The following is a 14,404-nucleotide window of genomic DNA, read 5'->3' as shown; positions in this document are numbered from 1 at the left end:
ATGGCTCTTACTTGATCAGACCATCCAGCGGCGAGGAGGCGCTGGCGTAGAGTTTTTTCGGCATGCGACCGGCGAGGTACGCCAGGCGGCCCGCGACGATGGCGTGTTTCATGGCTTCAGCCATCATGATTGGCTGTTGGGCATGGGCGATGGCCGAGTTCATCAGCACTGCGTCGCAGCCCAGTTCCATGGCGATGGTAGCGTCGGAGGCAGTGCCAACGCCCGCGTCCACCAGTACGGGAATCTTGGCTTCTTCAAGGATGATCTGCAGGTTGTACGGATTGCAGATACCCAGACCGGAACCGATCAGACCGGCCAGCGGCATTACGGCGATACAACCGATTTCGGCCAGTTGGCGCGCGATGATCGGGTCATCGCTGGTGTAGACCATCACGTCGAAGCCTTCCTTGACCAGCGTTTCAGCGGCCTTGAGGGTCTCGATCACGTTGGGAAACAGGGTTTTCTGGTCGGCCAGCACTTCCAGCTTCACCAGATTATGGCCGTCGAGCAGCTCACGGGCCAGGCGGCAGGTGCGCACGGCTTCGATGGCGTCATAGCACCCGGCGGTGTTCGGCAAGAAGGTGTAGCGATCCGGCGACAGCACTTCGAGCAGGTTCGGCTCGCCTTCGATCTGGCCGAGGTTGGTGCGGCGCACGGCGAAGGTGACGATCTCGGCGCCCGAGGCTTCGATGGCCAGGCGGGTCTCTTCCATGTCGCGGTACTTGCCGGTACCCACTAACAGGCGGGACTGGTAGGTACGACCGGCCAGGACGAAGGGCTTGTCGCTACGAACGATGCTCATGGGAAATCCTCGAAATGGGGTGAGGTTCTGCAGAATTCAGCAAGCTGCGCGACTAGCCGCCGCCGATGGCGTGGACCACTTCGACCTGGTCACCGTCGGTGAGCGCGGTCTCGGCGTGCTGGCTACGCGGGACGATATCCAGGTTGAGCTCCACTGCGACGCGGCGCCCGGTCAGGTCCAGACGGGTCAGTAGGGCCGCAACGGTTTCACCGTCGGGCAGTTCAAGGGACTCGCCGTTCAACTGAATGCGCATGCCAAGGGCCGCCATCGTTTTTAGGGGCCAGCATTCTAGCGCGATTGGGACCTGAAGGTCAGCTTCAAGCGTCAAGCGGTCTAAAGCTGCAAGCGCCACGCCGCCAGGCCCAGAAAGAACCAGCCGAGCAGAAAAGCCAGGCCACCAAATGGCGTGATGATGCCGAGCTTGCTGATACCGGTCATCGTCAGCACATACAGGCTGCCGGAGAACAGCAGGATGCCGACGGCAAAGGAGATGCCCGCCCAGGTGACCAGCCGGCCAGGAATGTGTGCGGCCAACAGTGCCACGCCAAACAGGGCCAGGGTGTGCACCAGTTGGTAGGTCACACCGGTATGGAAGATCGCCAGGTATTCGGCACTCAGGCGGTTCTTCAGGCCGTGGGCGGCGAAGGCGCCAAGGGCGACACCGGTGAAGCCGAAAAAGGCAGCCAGCATCAGAAAGCTACGCAGCATGAGGAACTCCAGTCAGACTCATCGGGCAGGGTCTGTATAATGGCCCGCTCAACGGGTTCGGCCAAGCCATCTCTATGCTGCGTGTCCTCTTCAAACGCTTTCTCAATGTCGTCAAATGGCTCGCCATCGGCAGTGTGCTGTTGGTCCTGCTGTTTCGCTTCGTCCCGCCGCCCTTCACTGCGCTGATGGTGGAGCGCAAGGTCGAATCGTGGCTTGACGGCGAGCCCATCGACCTGCAGCGCAGCTGGGTGCCGTGGGACGATATCTCCGATGACCTCAAAATGGCGGTGATTGCCGGTGAAGACCAGCACTTCCCGCAGCACTGGGGTTTTGATTTCGGCGCAATCCAGGCGGCGATTCAGCACAACGAGCGCGGCGGTTCGATACGCGGCGCCAGCACGCTGAGCCAGCAGGTGTCGAAAAACCTGTTCCTGTGGGCCGGCCGCAGTTATTTGCGCAAAGGCCTGGAGGTTTGGTTTACCGGGCTGATCGAGGTGTTGTGGCCCAAGCAGCGGATTCTTGAGGTGTACCTCAACAGCGTTGAGTGGGATGAAGGGGTGTTTGGCGCAGAAGCGGCAGCGCGGCATCACTTTGGGGTAAGTGCCAAGGGGCTTTCTCGGCAACAGGCCAGCTATTTGGCCGCCGTACTGCCTAACCCGCGGGTCTGGAGTGCCAGCCATCCGACGGCGTATGTGGCAAGGCGCGCGGCGTGGATTCGGCAGCAGATGGGCCAGTTGGGTGGGGATGGTTATCTGGTTGAGCTGAATAACTCCCGCAAGGCCCCTTGGTCCGAATGACCCAACCTCTCTCGACAGCTGCTACGGTCAGTTAATAGATGCAAACAAAAATGCCCCGATCTCTCGATCGGGGCATTTTTTTGGTTTTTCGCAGCGCTTTAGGCGGCGATCGACAACTTCAGCTTATTCATCGCGCTTTTCTCAAGCTGACGAATCCGCTCGGCCGACACGTTGTACTTCTGTGCCAGGTCGTGCAGCGTGGCTTTTTCTTCCGCCAGCCAGCGCTGGTAGAGGATGTCACGGCTGCGGTCGTCCAGCACTTCCAACGCTTCGTGCAGGTTGTGGTTGGAGTTGTCGCTCCAGTCCGCATCCTCCAACTGACGCGCCGGGTCGTACCGGTGATCTTCCAGGTAGTTGGCCGGCGATTGGAAGGCGCTGTCGTCGTCCGCTTCGGCGGCCGGGTCGAAGGCCATGTCATGGCCGGTCAGGCGGCTTTCCATCTCGCGCACTTCACGCGGCTCCACGCCGAGGCTTTCGGCCACACGGTGGACTTCCTCGTTATTCAGCCACGCCAGGCGTTTCTTCTGGCTGCGCAGGTTGAAGAACAGCTTGCGCTGGGCCTTGGTGGTCGCGACTTTCACAATGCGCCAGTTGCGCAGGATGAACTCGTGGATTTCCGCCTTGATCCAGTGCACGGCAAACGACACCAGGCGCACACCCATTTCAGGGTTGAAGCGCTTGACCGCCTTCATCAGGCCAACGTTGCCTTCCTGGATCAGGTCAGCCTGGGCCAGGCCGTAGCCGCTATAGCTACGGGCGATATGTACGACAAAACGCAGGTGGGCGAGCACCATCTGCCGAGCCGCCCCCAAATCCTGCTCATAGTAGAGACTCTCGGCCAGTTCACGCTCCTGCTCAGGCGTCAGCAATGGAATGCTGTTCACCGTGTGCACATAGGCTTCCAGGTTCCCACCTGGCACCAAGGCATAAGCAGGTTGCAAAGAAGTGGTCATACGAAAAAACCTCCGACTCACATAACTCGTGCAGTTCAGCACTGCGAAAATTGACCGGGAACCGTAGGACAAGTTCCCTAAACCACTGATACGGTCAATACAACGTAACCACATTAATCTGGCATTAACTACTTCGGTGCCAACTCACGTAAATGCCGTGCAACCGCAATCCAGGCACCGATATACCCCAACAGTACTGCGCCAAGCAAGAGGCTCAGACCATCGGCGACCGGCACACCGGCCAAGGCGAAATCACTGCCATAAAGCCCGGCAAGCCCGACAACCGCGTCGTTCAGCCAGTCAAGGCCAAAAGCCAGCACCCCCCAGGACAAAATCCCGGCACCGAAGCCATAAAGCGCGCCCATGTACAGAAAAGGACGACGCACATAGCTGTCCGTGCCGCCGACCAGTTTAATCACTTCTATCTCGATGCGACGGTTTTCAATATGAAGACGAATGGTATTACCTATCACCAAAAGTAATGCAGACACCAACAGCACCGTCAGCCCGAACACAAACCGGTCGCCCAGCTTCAGAATCGCCGCCAGCCGCTCAACCCAGACTAGATCAAGTTGCGCCTGTTGCACCTTGGGCATCTCTGCGAGTTTTTGTCGCAGGGCTTCCAGCGTCGGCTTATCGACTTCGTTCGGCGTTACCAGAACCACGCCCGGCAGTGGGTTCTGCGGCAGCTCCTTGAGCGCCTCGCCCAGGCCGGATTGTTGCTGGAACTCTTCAAGAGCCTGATCACGGCTGATGTACTCAGCCTCCGCCACGCCGGGCATATTCTTGATGTCATCGCGCAGGGACTCGCCGTCTTTGGCGCTGGCGTCGATGTTCAAGTACAGGGAAATTTGCGCCGCGCGCTGCCAGGAACCGCCCAGGCGCTCGACATTATTGAGCAGCAACGACAAACCCATCGGCAGGCTCAACGCCACAGCCATCACCAGGCAGGTGAAAAAACTGCCGATCGGCTGCTTGCCCAGGCGACGCAGGCTGTCGAGCAGGCTGGCGCGATGGTTTTCAATCCAGGCGCGCAGCAAGGTGCTGAAGTCCGGGCCGTCGTCTTCGTTGTGTTTTTTCTTCTTCTGCGGTTGCGGGTCGGCCGGTTTCGGCGCCACGCGCTCGGAGACTTTAGGGCTGCGTGTTGCACTCATACGCCGGCCTCCCCGTCACCGATCAGGCGGCCGCGTTGCAGGGTCAGCATGCGATGGCGCATGCGCGCGATCAGCGCGAGGTCGTGGCTGGCGATCAGCACGCTGGTGCCCAGGCGGTTGATGTCTTCGAATACCCCCATGATCTCGGCCGCCAGTCGCGGGTCGAGGTTACCGGTGGGTTCATCAGCCAGCAGCAAGGCCGGGCGATGCACGATGGCGCGGGCGATGCCGACACGCTGTTGCTGGCCGGTGGACAGGTCGCCGGGGTAGAGATCGGTCTTGTCAGACAGCGCCACGCGCTCAAGGGCCGAGTCCACGCGCTTGACGATCTCGGCCTTGGACAGCCCGAGGATCTGCAACGGCAGCGCGATGTTATTGAACACCGTGCGATCGAACAGTAACTGGTGGTTCTGGAACACCACGCCGATCTGGCGGCGCAGGAAGGGAATCTGCGCATTGCTGATAGTTGCCAGATCCTGACCCGCCAGCAGCAGTTTGCCGGTGGTTGGGCGCTCCATGGCCAGCAGCAGGCGCAGCAAGGTACTTTTGCCTGCACCGGAATGGCCGGTGACAAACAAGAATTCGCCGCGACGCACTCGAAAGCTCAGCTCATGCAAGCCGACATGCCCGTTGGCATAGCGTTTACCGACCTGTTCGAATCGAATCATGAACGCTCCCGCTCGGCAAACAGCGCCTGTACAAAGGGTTCGGCTTCAAAGGTGCGCAGGTCGTCGATGCCTTCACCAACGCCGATGTAACGAATCGGCAGCCCGAACTGTTTAGCCAGGGCGAAAATCACACCGCCCTTGGCCGTGCCGTCGAGCTTAGTCAATGCCAGGCCGGTCAGTTGCACCGTCTGGTTGAATTGTTTGGCCTGGCTGATGGCGTTCTGGCCGGTACCGGCGTCGAGCACCAGCAGCACTTCGTGCGGCGCGTCTGCATCCAGCTTGCCGATCACGCGGCGCACTTTCTTCAGTTCTTCCATCAAATTGTCTTTGGTGTGCAGGCGACCGGCGGTATCGGCGATCAGCACGTCGATGTTGCGCGCCTTGGCGGCTTGCACGGCATCGAAGATAACCGAGGCGGAATCGGCGCCGGTGTGCTGGGCGATGACCGGGATCTTGTTGCGCTCGCCCCAGACCTGCAACTGCTCAACCGCTGCGGCACGGAAGGTATCGCCCGCGGCCAGCATGACTTTCTTGCCTTCCGACTGCAGTTTCTTGGCCAATTTACCAATGGTGGTGGTCTTGCCGGCGCCGTTGACGCCCACCACCAAGATCACGAACGGCTTGTTCGGGGTGATCACCAGCGGCGCTTCCACCGGCTTGAGCATGGCGGCCAGCTCTGCCTGCAGGGATTTGTAGAGCGCGTCGGCGTCGGTCAGCTGCTTGCGCGCTACCTTCTGGGTCAGGCTCTGGATGATTACGGCAGTAGCTTCGACGCCCACGTCAGCGGTGAGCAGACGGGTTTCGATGTCTTCCAGCAGTTCGTCATCAATGACTTTTTTGCCGAGGAACAGGCTGGCCATGCCTTCGCCGATGCTGGCGCTGGTTTTGCTCAGGCCTTGCTTGAGGCGGGTGAAGAAGCCAGCTTTGCTGGTTTGCGCAGTGTCAGCGACAGGCTCGGGCTCGACGGCGGCAGGCGGGGATTCGACGACCGCTGGCGCAGGCACTTCAACGACGGGCGGCGCTTCGACCACGATGTCAACCGGCGCAGCCACAGCCGGAATCGGCGGTGCCACATGCTCGGTCTGCACATCTTCAACCAACGCCACAGGCTCTTCGGCCACCGGCAACTCAGGCCACGGTTTGTGCTCTGGCTCTGGCTCTGGCTCTGGCTCAACCTCTGCCACCGGCTGCAACACCGGCTCAGCCATCGGCAACACCACCGGCGCTGGCGTTTCGGCGACCGGTTCGGCTTCTACTATAGGGTCAGGGATCGGTTCAGCTTGAACCTGCGGCTGTTCGACGACGGTTTCCTGCGGCTTTTTGCGCAGCCATCCGAACAGGCCTTTCTTCTCGCCAGCCGCAGCTGGGGTCTTCTTGTCGTCGTTGGAACCAAACATGGAGACGGCTATCTCAAGGTAGCGACGCGCCAAGGGGCGCTTCGGTAAATAAAATTTGATGCGTAACAGACTGTTTTTTAGCCAGCTCGTTCATGCGCAACATTTTGTAAGGCCTAAATAGGACCTCAACAGGACCGCCGCAGTGGCCGTCCTTAAGTCGGATCAGTATCCTAGGGCGTGTCATTCATCATTACCAGTGCCACTGGTAATGATGAATGACACGCCCTAACCTCCTCGCCCGCCGACGCTAAGACCAAGCGGTCAGCCCAACAGGTTTAAAAACGAATGAATGCTCTAGCCCGCCGCGCCGCAGGCCTGCTGTTCGGTACAGTTTGTCTGCCTCTGTCAGCCTTGGCTGCCGATCCACAACCCACCCATGAGTTCACCCTGGATAACGGCCTCAAGGTGGTCGTGCGCGAAGATCATCGCGCGCCAGTGGTGGTTTCCCAGGTGTGGTACAAGGTCGGTTCGAGCTACGAAACCCCGGGCCAGACCGGTTTGTCCCACGCCCTGGAGCACATGATGTTCAAGGGCAGCGCCAAAGTCGGCCCCGGCGAAGCCTCGCTGATCCTGCGCGACCTCGGCGCCGAAGAAAATGCGTTCACCAGCGATGACTACACCGCCTATTACCAAGTGCTGGCGCGTGACCGCCTGGGTGTGGCCTTCGAGCTGGAGGCCGACCGCATGGCCAGCCTGCGCCTGCCGGCCGACGAGTTCAGCCGCGAGATCGAGGTGATCAAGGAAGAGCGCCGTCTGCGCACCGATGATAATCCGATGTCCAAGGCCTATGAGCGCTTCAAGGCCATGGCCTTCCCGGCCAGCGGTTATCACACGCCGACCATCGGCTGGATGGCCGACCTGGACCGCATGAAGGTCGAAGAGCTGCGCCACTGGTACCAATCCTGGTACGTGCCGAACAACGCGACCCTGGTGGTGGTCGGCGACGTCACCCCGGACGAGGTAAAAAACCTTGCCAAGCGCTACTTTGGCCCGATCCCCAAGCGTGACGTACCACCGGCCAAGATCCCGATGGAACTGGCCGAGCCGGGCGAACGCCTGCTGACCCTGCATGTGCAGACTCAACTGCCGAGCGTGATCCTGGGTTTCAACGTACCTGGGCTGGCCACCGCCGAAGACAAACGCTCGGTACAAGCCCTGCGCCTGATCTCGGCCTTGCTGGACGGCGGCTACAGCGCGCGTATCTCCGAGCAGTTGGAACGCGGTGAGGAACTGGTCTCCGCCGCCTCTACCCACTACGACGCCTACACCCGTGGCGATACCCTGTTCATGCTGACCGCCACTCCCAACCAGCAGAAAAAGAAAACCGTGGCCCAAGCCGAGGCCGGCCTGTGGCGCCTGCTGGAAGAGCTGAAAGCCAAACCACCGACCGCCGAAGAACTGGAACGCATCCGCGCCCAAGTCATTGCCGGCCTGGTCTACCAGCGTGATTCCATCACCAGCCAGGCTACGGCCATTGGCGCGCTGGAAACCGTTGGTTTGTCCTGGAAGCTGATGGACACCGAACTGGCCGACCTGCAAAGCGTGACCCCGGAAGATATCCAGAAAGCCGCGCGCACCTATTTCACCCGCGAACGTCTCAGCGTCGCCCATGTCCTGCCCCAGGAGACCGCTCATGAGTGATCGCAAAAACAGCCGCCTGATCTTTCCCGGCCTGATCGCTGTCACCTTGATCGCCGCCGGCGCCGTGTACTTCCTGCGTCCGACTGAATCGGTTGCGAGCCCAGCGCTGGAAAAAGCCCAATCGGGCAGTACACTGCAATCCCTGACGGAACTGGACCGCAAGGCGCCGACCAACCGCAAGCTCGACGTGCAAACCTGGAATACCGCCGAAGGCGCCAAAGTGCTGTTCGTCGAAGCCCACGAACTGCCGATGTTCGACGTGCGCATCCTGTTCGCCGCTGGCAGCAGCCAGGACGGCGACGTGCCTGGCCTGGCGCTGATGACCAACGCCATGCTCAACGAAGGCGTGCCGGGCAAGGACGTGAGCCAGATTGCCCGCGACTTTGAAGGCCTCGGCGCGGACTTTGGCAATGGCGCATTTCGCGACATGGCGCTGGTTTCCCTGCGCAGCCTGAGTGACAGCGCCAAACGCGACGCCGCCTTGACCCTGTTTGATCAAGTGATCGGCAAGCCAACTTTCCCGGCCGATTCCCTGGCGCGGATCAAGAACCAGATCCTGGCCGGCTTTGAGTACCAGAAGCAAAACCCCGGCAAGCTGGCGAGCCTAGAGCTGTTCAAGCGCTTGTACGGTGACCACCCTTACGCTCACCCAAGCGAAGGCACGCCGCAAAGCGTTCCGAAGATTACCCTGGCGCAGTTGCAGGCGTTCCACGCCAAGGCTTATGCAGCGGGCAACGCGGTGATTGCCGTAGTCGGCGACATGACCCGCGCCGAAGCTGAAGCCATGACGGCCAAGATTTCCTCATCGCTGCCCAAAGGCCCGGCCCTGGCAAAAATCGCCCAGCCCACCGAGCCCAAGCCCGGCCTGACCCGTATCGAGTTCCCGTCCAAGCAGACGCACCTGCTGTTCGCGCAACTGGGGATCGACCGCGCCGACCCGGACTACGCAGCCTTGTCCTTGGGCAACCAGATCCTCGGCGGCGGTGGTTTCGGCACCCGCTTGATGAGTGAAGTGCGTGAAAAGCGCGGCCTGACCTACGGCGTGTACTCCGGTTTCTCGCCGATGCAGGTGCGCGGACCGTTCATGATCAATCTGCAGACCCGCGCCGAAATGAGCGGCGGCACCCTGCGTCTGGTTGAGGATGTGGTAGCCGACTACCTCAAGACCGGCCCGACGCAAAAAGAACTGGATGACGCCAAGCGTGAGCTGGCTGGCAGCTTCCCGCTGTCTACCGCAAGCAACGCCGATATCGTCGGGCAGCTGGGCGCGATGGGTTTCTACAACCTGCCGCTGAGCTATCTGGAAGATTTCATGAAACAATCCCAGGCCCTGACCGTAGAACAGGTCAAGGCTGCAATGAACAAACACTTGAGCGCGGACAAGATGGTCATCGTGACCGCCGGCCCGACGATTGCGCAAAAGCCACTACCGCCCCCCACTGATAAACCCGCCGAGCAGCCGCTCGGGGTTCCGGAGCATTAATGGCCAGTTCATCTCGCCCGAAAAAACCTGTCCACAACGTGCATAACGGTGTGGGCCAGCTGCGCATCATTGGCGGCGAATGGGGCAGCCGCAAGCTGAGCTTCCCCGACGTCGTAGGCCTGCGCCCGACGCCGGATCGCGTGCGCGAAACCCTTTTCAACTGGCTCGCACCTTACATCGCAGGGGCCAAGGTGCTGGACCCGTTCGCGGGCAGCGGCGCGCTGTTCCTGGAGGCGCTGTCCCGTGGTGCCGCCCAGGCGCAGGCGCTGGACGCCAGCAATGTGGCCGTCTCCAGCCTCAAGGAACACTTGGGCACCCTGCGTTGCACCAACGGCCAGGTGCAAACCGCCGACGCGCTGCGCTACCTGGAAACCCAAGCCGCCAGCGAGTACGACGTGGTGTTCCTCGACCCGCCGTTCAACCAGAACCTGTTGCCGACCGTGTGTGCGCTGCTGGAAGAACGCCAATGGCTGGCGCCGGATGCGTGGGTCTACACCGAAAGTGAGACTGCGCCGTCGACACTGGGCTTGCCGGGCGCGTGGCGCCTGCACCGGGAGCAGAAGTCCGGGCGGGTGTATTACGCGTTGTGGCACCGTGTGGTCGAAACCGCCGCCTAAACCTGTGGTGAGCGGGACCCTCATGAAGCCTTTCGCTGAAAAATTCACCCCCGCCTTCGGCCTCGGCAACCCCCACTTGCAAACGCTATGGGGGCCGCTGTGCCGCCCCACCACTCATATCGAGCGCCAACGCGAACGCCTGTGGCTGGACGACGGCGACTTCCTCGACCTCGACTGGCACGGGCCTCATGACACGCACGCACCTCTGGTGCTGGTGCTGCACGGGCTGACCGGTTCGTCCAACTCACCCTACGTAGCGGGCTTGCAAAAAGCCCTCGCCGTCCAAGGCTGGGCCAGCGTGGCGCTGAATTGGCGCGGTTGCTCGGGTGAACCCAATCTGCTGGCACGCAGTTACCACTCCGGCGCCAGCGAAGACCTGGCCGCAGCGGTTGCTCATCTGCGCGCCAAGCGGCCTTTGGCGCCGTTGTACGCGGTGGGTTATTCCCTGGGCGGCAATGTGCTGCTCAAGCATTTGGGCGAAACCGGAAAGGCGTCGGGGCTACAAGGCGCGGCGGCGGTGTCGGTGCCGTTTCGCCTGGATCAGTGTGCGGACCGGATCGGCCTGGGCTTTTCGCGGATTTATCAAAAACACTTCATGCGTGAAATGCTCGCGTATATCCGCGTCAAGCAAAGCCGTTTTCTGCAGGATGGTCGGGCTGACGGGCTTAAAACCCTGGAGTCCCTCGGCTCACTGGAGAAGATGCGCACGTTCTGGGACTTCGACGGCCGCGTGACCGCGCCGCTGCACGGCTACCTGAGTGCGAAGGATTATTACCGCCGCGCATCGAGTCGTTATTACCTGGGCAGTATCCGCACGCCGACCCTGATTATCCAGGCGGCGGATGATCCGTTTGTGTTTGCCCATAGCCTGCCAGAGGCCAGCGAGCTGTCGGACTGCACTGAGTTTGAGCTGACGGACAAGGGTGGGCATGTTGGGTTTGTTGAGGGCTCGCTCAAACGCCCCGGTTACTACCTGGAGCGCCGGATTCCCCAGTGGTTACTGACACAACACGGTTAAACATGTGTGGGCTTGCTCGCCGGACAACTCAGTCGCCGGTAGCGACTTCCCGCTGCGGATCAGTAATCCACTCACTCCAAGACCCCGCATACAACTTACCCAAGGGATAACCCGCCAGGCTCAGCGCAAACAGGTTGTGACAGGCCGTCACGCCTGAACCGCAATACGCCACCAGCTCATCCGGCGAGCGCCCCCGGAGTTGGGCAGCAAAGCGCTGCTTAAGCTGATCTGCCGGCAGGAAGCGACCGTCGCTGCCCAGGTTTTCGTTAAACGCCGCGCATTGCGCGCCAGGGATATGCCCGGCAATCGGATCGATAGGCTCCACTTCGCCGCGAAAACGCGGTTGAGCGCGCGCATCGATCAGCGTCAATCCCGGCTGGCCCAGGCGTTTTTGCAGGTGTTCGGCATCGAGCAGCAGGCGATTGTCCGGCGTCCCCGCGAAAGTGCCAGCTTCAACGACCGGCGTATCCAGGCTCAACGGGAAACCCGCGGCATGCCATGCCTTGAGGCCGCCATTCAGAATAAACACGCCATCACGCTTGCCCAACCAAACCAACAGCCACCATGCCCGCGCGGCGTAGGCGCCAGGACCGTCGTCATACAGCACCACATCGGTGTCAGCGCTGATGCCCCAAGCCCGTAATTGCCGAGCGAACGTCTGCGCTGCCGGCAACGGATGACGCCCGGTCACACCCTGGGTCACCGGCCCGCTCATATGACGTTCCAAGTCAGCATACTGCGCGCCCTCGATATGCCCTTCGGCGTAGCTGCAGCGCCCGTAGTCCGGGTCTTCCAGGGCAAAGCGGCAATCCAGGATCACCAACCCGCCAGCCTTCTGGCGCTCGGCCAGTTGCTGGGGACTGATCAGTTGGGCAAGCGGCATGACGGCCTCCTATGAATAGATTCGAGAAAGGTCCTACTTCACTTCTTCCAATGCCTGATTCAACGGCACGTAAAACTCTTTGAATAAGGCGTCCACGGCCTCTTTCGCCTGGGGCGTGACAAACCCAGCCTCCAGCACCAACACCTGATACACCCCGCGCTTGATGGCCTCGGCGCTCAAATGGGCGGAATTTTCGTTGGTCGTGCACAAAAAACGCACCCAGGAGGTCAGGATAATCCACGCATTGAGGGTCAGCGCCTCGGTTTGCACCGGGTCCATATTCAGAATGCCGGCATCGACAAACCCCTGGTAAATCGCGCCGCCCTGGATCAGGCAGCGCTGGGAAAAACGCCGATAGCCGGTGGCCAGTTCTGGATCGCTTTCCAATAGGTGTTCGAGGTCGCGGTGCAGGAAACGATAACGCCACATGCCGGCCAATACGGCTTGCAGGTAGAAGCGCTTGTCCGCCACGGCCATGGCACGGCCTTGAGGCGGGCGCAGGAAACTGTCCACCAGGGCTTCGTATTCGCGAAACAGTACGGCGATGATCGCCTGCTTGTTGGGGAAGTGGTAGTACAGGTTGCCCGGCGAAATTTCCATATGGGCGGCGATGTGGTTGGTGCTCACACTGCGCTCGCCCTGCTGGTTAAAAAGCTCCAGGCTGGTTTGCACAATGCGCTCGCTGGTCTTTACTCGTGGTGCCATAGGGGATCAGCTTCTGTACACGTGATGGGGCATCTTACGGCCTATCCTTGCCAGGATAAATGTGCATGTTGCTGCAATGTTATTTGACAATTTAGAGTAATGACTCTAAAAACTCAGGCAGACCTATAACAATCGGGAACGCCGCCATGTCTGCCAACGTTGCCTACTTGCAAGATTCCCAGGTGCTGGATCAACTCCAGACCCTGTTCGATGCGCAACGCTGCGCCTACGCCGCCAACCCAATGCCACCGGCCGCACAGCGCCAACAATGGCTGAAGGCTCTGCGTGATTTGCTCAGCGACGAGCGCCAGGCGTTGATCAACGCGATCAGCCAGGACTTCAGCCACCGCAGCGCCGACGAAACCCTGTTCGCCGAACTGATGCCCAGCCTGCATGGCATTCACTATGCCAGCAAACACCTGAAGGGCTGGATGAAACCGTCCCGGCGGGCGGTAGGCATTGCCTTCCAACCGGCTTCGGCCAAAGTTATCTACCAGCCCTTGGGCGTTGTCGGGGTGATCGTGCCCTGGAATTACCCGCTGTACTTGGCCATCGGTCCGCTGGTCGGCGCGTTGGCGGCGGGCAACCGGGTGATGCTCAAGCTCAGCGAATCTACCCCCGCCACCGGCGAACTGCTCAAGACGCTGCTGGCAAAGGTCTTCCCGGAGGATTTGGTGTGCGTGGTGCTGGGTGAAGCCGAAGTAGGCATGGCGTTCTCCAAGCTGCCCTTCGACCACCTGTTGTTTACCGGCGCCACCAGCATCGGCAAGCATGTAATGCGTGCGGCGGCCGAACACCTCACGCCAGTCACGCTGGAGTTGGGCGGCAAGTCGCCGGCCATCGTGTCCGCTGATGTACCGCTCAAGGATGCTGCCGAGCGCATTGCCTTCGGTAAAGCGTTGAACGCCGGCCAGACCTGCGTGGCACCCGACTACGTGCTGGTGCCGGAAGATCGTGTCGACGGTTTTGTCGAGGCCTACACCCAGGCCATTCGCGGGTTTTATCCGACCCTGGCCAACAACCCGGACTACACCGCCATCATCAACGAGCGACAACTGGCCCGGCTCAATGCCTACGTGAAAGACGCCACCGACAAGGGCGCCACCCTGATCCCGCTGTACGACCAGGGCCAGGCGCGGCGCATGGCTCACAGCCTGTTGTTGAATGTCAGCGACGACATGACCGTGATGCAGGACGAAATCTTCGGCCCGGTGCTGCCGATCGTGCCGTATCGCGGCATCGACCAAGCCTTTGCCTACATCAACCAGCGGCCTCGCCCACTGGCCCTGTATTACTTCGGCTACAACAAAATCGAGCAAAACCGCGTGCTCCACGAAACCCATTCCGGTGGCGTGTGCCTGAACGACACCTTGCTGCACGTGGCCCAGGACGATATGCCGTTCGGCGGCATCGGCCCCTCGGGCATGGGCCATTACCACGGTCACGAAGGTTTTCTTACCTTCAGCAAAGCCAAGGGTGTGTTGGTGAAACAACGCCTGAACGCGGCGAAGTTGATCTACCCGCCCTACGGCAAATCCATCCAGACGTTGATCCAGAAGCTGTTCGTTCGCTGATACC

Annotated in this window: 15 protein-coding genes; 6 read left to right on the top strand and 9 right to left on the bottom strand. The window is 60.8% G+C overall.

All coding sequences use genetic code 11. The features are described from left to right. Window positions 1–7: 7 nt before the first annotated feature. The 3 genes from AACY30_RS10655 to AACY30_RS10645 all read right to left on the bottom strand — a co-directional run bounded on the left by AACY30_RS10655 (window position 8) and on the right by AACY30_RS10645 (window position 1,510). Window positions 8–802 carry a thiazole synthase gene (locus AACY30_RS10655; protein WP_032884143.1) on the bottom strand — a complete coding sequence of 265 codons (795 nt, stop codon included), beginning with the start codon at window positions 800–802 and terminating at the stop codon, window positions 8–10. Between the two features lie 52 nt (window positions 803–854). Next, complete coding sequence (thiS, locus tag AACY30_RS10650; protein WP_163003275.1) at window positions 855–1,055, bottom strand: sulfur carrier protein ThiS; 201 nt, start codon at window positions 1,053–1,055, stop codon at window positions 855–857. A gap of 80 nt (window positions 1,056–1,135) precedes the next feature. Beyond that, window positions 1,136–1,510, bottom strand: coding sequence for a DUF423 domain-containing protein (locus AACY30_RS10645; protein ID WP_339415250.1), 375 nt, complete (start codon window positions 1,508–1,510; stop codon window positions 1,136–1,138). 74 nt (window positions 1,511–1,584) lie between these two features. Between AACY30_RS10645 and mtgA the strand changes: the two genes are divergently transcribed. Continuing rightward, window positions 1,585–2,307, top strand: a complete 723-nt coding sequence (gene mtgA, locus AACY30_RS10640) for a monofunctional biosynthetic peptidoglycan transglycosylase (RefSeq protein ID WP_339540278.1) — start codon at window positions 1,585–1,587, stop codon at window positions 2,305–2,307. A 98-nt stretch (window positions 2,308–2,405) separates the two neighbouring features. Here mtgA and rpoH read toward each other — a convergent pair whose 3' ends face one another. From rpoH to ftsY, 4 genes are all read right to left on the bottom strand, one after another. Then, the gene (gene rpoH, locus AACY30_RS10635; protein ID WP_339469657.1) at window positions 2,406–3,260 is read right to left on the bottom strand and encodes an RNA polymerase sigma factor RpoH; all 855 of its coding nucleotides are present in this window, start codon (window positions 3,258–3,260) and stop codon (window positions 2,406–2,408) included. A gap of 128 nt (window positions 3,261–3,388) precedes the next feature. Continuing rightward, window positions 3,389–4,414: a permease-like cell division protein FtsX gene (gene ftsX / locus AACY30_RS10630; RefSeq protein WP_339540277.1), complete on the bottom strand. Its 1,026-nt coding sequence runs from the start codon at window positions 4,412–4,414 to the stop codon at window positions 3,389–3,391. Beyond that, window positions 4,411–5,082, bottom strand: a complete 672-nt coding sequence (gene ftsE / locus AACY30_RS10625; RefSeq protein ID WP_003213784.1) for a cell division ATP-binding protein FtsE — start codon at window positions 5,080–5,082, stop codon at window positions 4,411–4,413. Before ftsE ends, ftsX begins: the two co-directional genes overlap by 4 nt. After that, window positions 5,079–6,479, bottom strand: coding sequence for a signal recognition particle-docking protein FtsY (gene ftsY, locus AACY30_RS10620; protein WP_339540300.1), 1,401 nt, complete (start codon window positions 6,477–6,479; stop codon window positions 5,079–5,081). The genes ftsE and ftsY overlap by 4 nt, the downstream gene beginning before the upstream one ends. Before the next feature lie 285 nt (window positions 6,480–6,764). Between ftsY and AACY30_RS10615 the strand changes: the two genes are divergently transcribed. Genes AACY30_RS10615 through AACY30_RS10600 form a run of 4 tightly spaced genes read left to right on the top strand, consistent with a single transcriptional unit; the run spans window position 6,765 to window position 11,238 of the window. Next, window positions 6,765–8,120 carry a M16 family metallopeptidase gene (locus AACY30_RS10615; protein WP_339415247.1) on the top strand — a complete coding sequence of 452 codons (1,356 nt, stop codon included), beginning with the start codon at window positions 6,765–6,767 and terminating at the stop codon, window positions 8,118–8,120. Beyond that, window positions 8,113–9,603 carry a M16 family metallopeptidase gene (locus tag AACY30_RS10610; protein ID WP_339540276.1) on the top strand — a complete coding sequence of 497 codons (1,491 nt, stop codon included), beginning with the start codon at window positions 8,113–8,115 and terminating at the stop codon, window positions 9,601–9,603. Before AACY30_RS10615 ends, AACY30_RS10610 begins: the two co-directional genes overlap by 8 nt. Then, window positions 9,603–10,220: a 16S rRNA (guanine(966)-N(2))-methyltransferase RsmD gene (gene rsmD / locus AACY30_RS10605; protein ID WP_339415245.1), complete on the top strand. Its 618-nt coding sequence runs from the start codon at window positions 9,603–9,605 to the stop codon at window positions 10,218–10,220. Before AACY30_RS10610 ends, rsmD begins: the two co-directional genes overlap by 1 nt. Before the next feature lie 22 nt (window positions 10,221–10,242). Beyond that, window positions 10,243–11,238, top strand: a complete 996-nt coding sequence (locus AACY30_RS10600) for a hydrolase (RefSeq protein ID WP_339540275.1) — start codon at window positions 10,243–10,245, stop codon at window positions 11,236–11,238. Window positions 11,239–11,266: 28 nt separating this feature from the next. Here AACY30_RS10600 and AACY30_RS10595 read toward each other — a convergent pair whose 3' ends face one another. Together AACY30_RS10595 and AACY30_RS10590 are read right to left on the bottom strand one after the other, a co-directional pair. Continuing rightward, entirely contained in the window at window positions 11,267–12,121 is an 855-nt protein-coding gene (locus tag AACY30_RS10595; RefSeq protein ID WP_339540274.1) for a sulfurtransferase, read from the bottom strand. Between the two features lie 33 nt (window positions 12,122–12,154). Then, the gene (locus tag AACY30_RS10590; protein ID WP_065871966.1) at window positions 12,155–12,826 is read right to left on the bottom strand and encodes a TetR/AcrR family transcriptional regulator; all 672 of its coding nucleotides are present in this window, start codon (window positions 12,824–12,826) and stop codon (window positions 12,155–12,157) included. 146 nt (window positions 12,827–12,972) lie between these two features. Here AACY30_RS10590 and AACY30_RS10585 point away from each other — a divergent pair, with 146 nt between their 5' ends. Further along, window positions 12,973–14,400, top strand: coding sequence for a coniferyl aldehyde dehydrogenase (locus AACY30_RS10585; protein ID WP_339540273.1), 1,428 nt, complete (start codon window positions 12,973–12,975; stop codon window positions 14,398–14,400). Window positions 14,401–14,404: the final 4 nt, after the last annotated feature.

Origin of the sequence: Pseudomonas sp. RA_5y_Pfl1_P24, from assembly GCF_963970945.1 — a bacterium.
GTDB classification, from domain to species: domain Bacteria; phylum Pseudomonadota; class Gammaproteobacteria; order Pseudomonadales; family Pseudomonadaceae; genus Aquipseudomonas; species Aquipseudomonas tritici.
The sequence above is the reverse complement of the archived record's forward strand: the minus strand, read 5'-3'. Positions and strand labels throughout refer to the sequence as shown.

Coding starts and splice junctions, on each gene's coding strand:
- ftsX (WP_339540277.1), bottom strand. CDS start 4,414: ATGAGTGCAACACGCAGCCCTAAAGTCTCCGAGCGCGTGGCGCCGAAA.
- AACY30_RS10610 (WP_339540276.1), top strand. CDS start 8,113: ATGAGTGATCGCAAAAACAGCCGCCTGATCTTTCCCGGCCTGATCGCT.
- AACY30_RS10655 (WP_032884143.1), bottom strand. CDS start 802: ATGAGCATCGTTCGTAGCGACAAGCCCTTCGTCCTGGCCGGTCGTACC.
- AACY30_RS10585 (WP_339540273.1), top strand. CDS start 12,973: ATGTCTGCCAACGTTGCCTACTTGCAAGATTCCCAGGTGCTGGATCAA.
- thiS (WP_163003275.1), bottom strand. CDS start 1,055: ATGCGCATTCAGTTGAACGGCGAGTCCCTTGAACTGCCCGACGGTGAA.
- AACY30_RS10645 (WP_339415250.1), bottom strand. CDS start 1,510: ATGCTGCGTAGCTTTCTGATGCTGGCTGCCTTTTTCGGCTTCACCGGT.
- rsmD (WP_339415245.1), top strand. CDS start 9,603: ATGGCCAGTTCATCTCGCCCGAAAAAACCTGTCCACAACGTGCATAAC.
- AACY30_RS10600 (WP_339540275.1), top strand. CDS start 10,243: ATGAAGCCTTTCGCTGAAAAATTCACCCCCGCCTTCGGCCTCGGCAAC.
- rpoH (WP_339469657.1), bottom strand. CDS start 3,260: ATGACCACTTCTTTGCAACCTGCTTATGCCTTGGTGCCAGGTGGGAAC.
- mtgA (WP_339540278.1), top strand. CDS start 1,585: ATGCTGCGTGTCCTCTTCAAACGCTTTCTCAATGTCGTCAAATGGCTC.
- AACY30_RS10590 (WP_065871966.1), bottom strand. CDS start 12,826: ATGGCACCACGAGTAAAGACCAGCGAGCGCATTGTGCAAACCAGCCTG.
- ftsE (WP_003213784.1), bottom strand. CDS start 5,082: ATGATTCGATTCGAACAGGTCGGTAAACGCTATGCCAACGGGCATGTC.
- AACY30_RS10615 (WP_339415247.1), top strand. CDS start 6,765: ATGAATGCTCTAGCCCGCCGCGCCGCAGGCCTGCTGTTCGGTACAGTT.
- AACY30_RS10595 (WP_339540274.1), bottom strand. CDS start 12,121: ATGCCGCTTGCCCAACTGATCAGTCCCCAGCAACTGGCCGAGCGCCAG.
- ftsY (WP_339540300.1), bottom strand. CDS start 6,479: ATGTTTGGTTCCAACGACGACAAGAAGACCCCAGCTGCGGCTGGCGAG.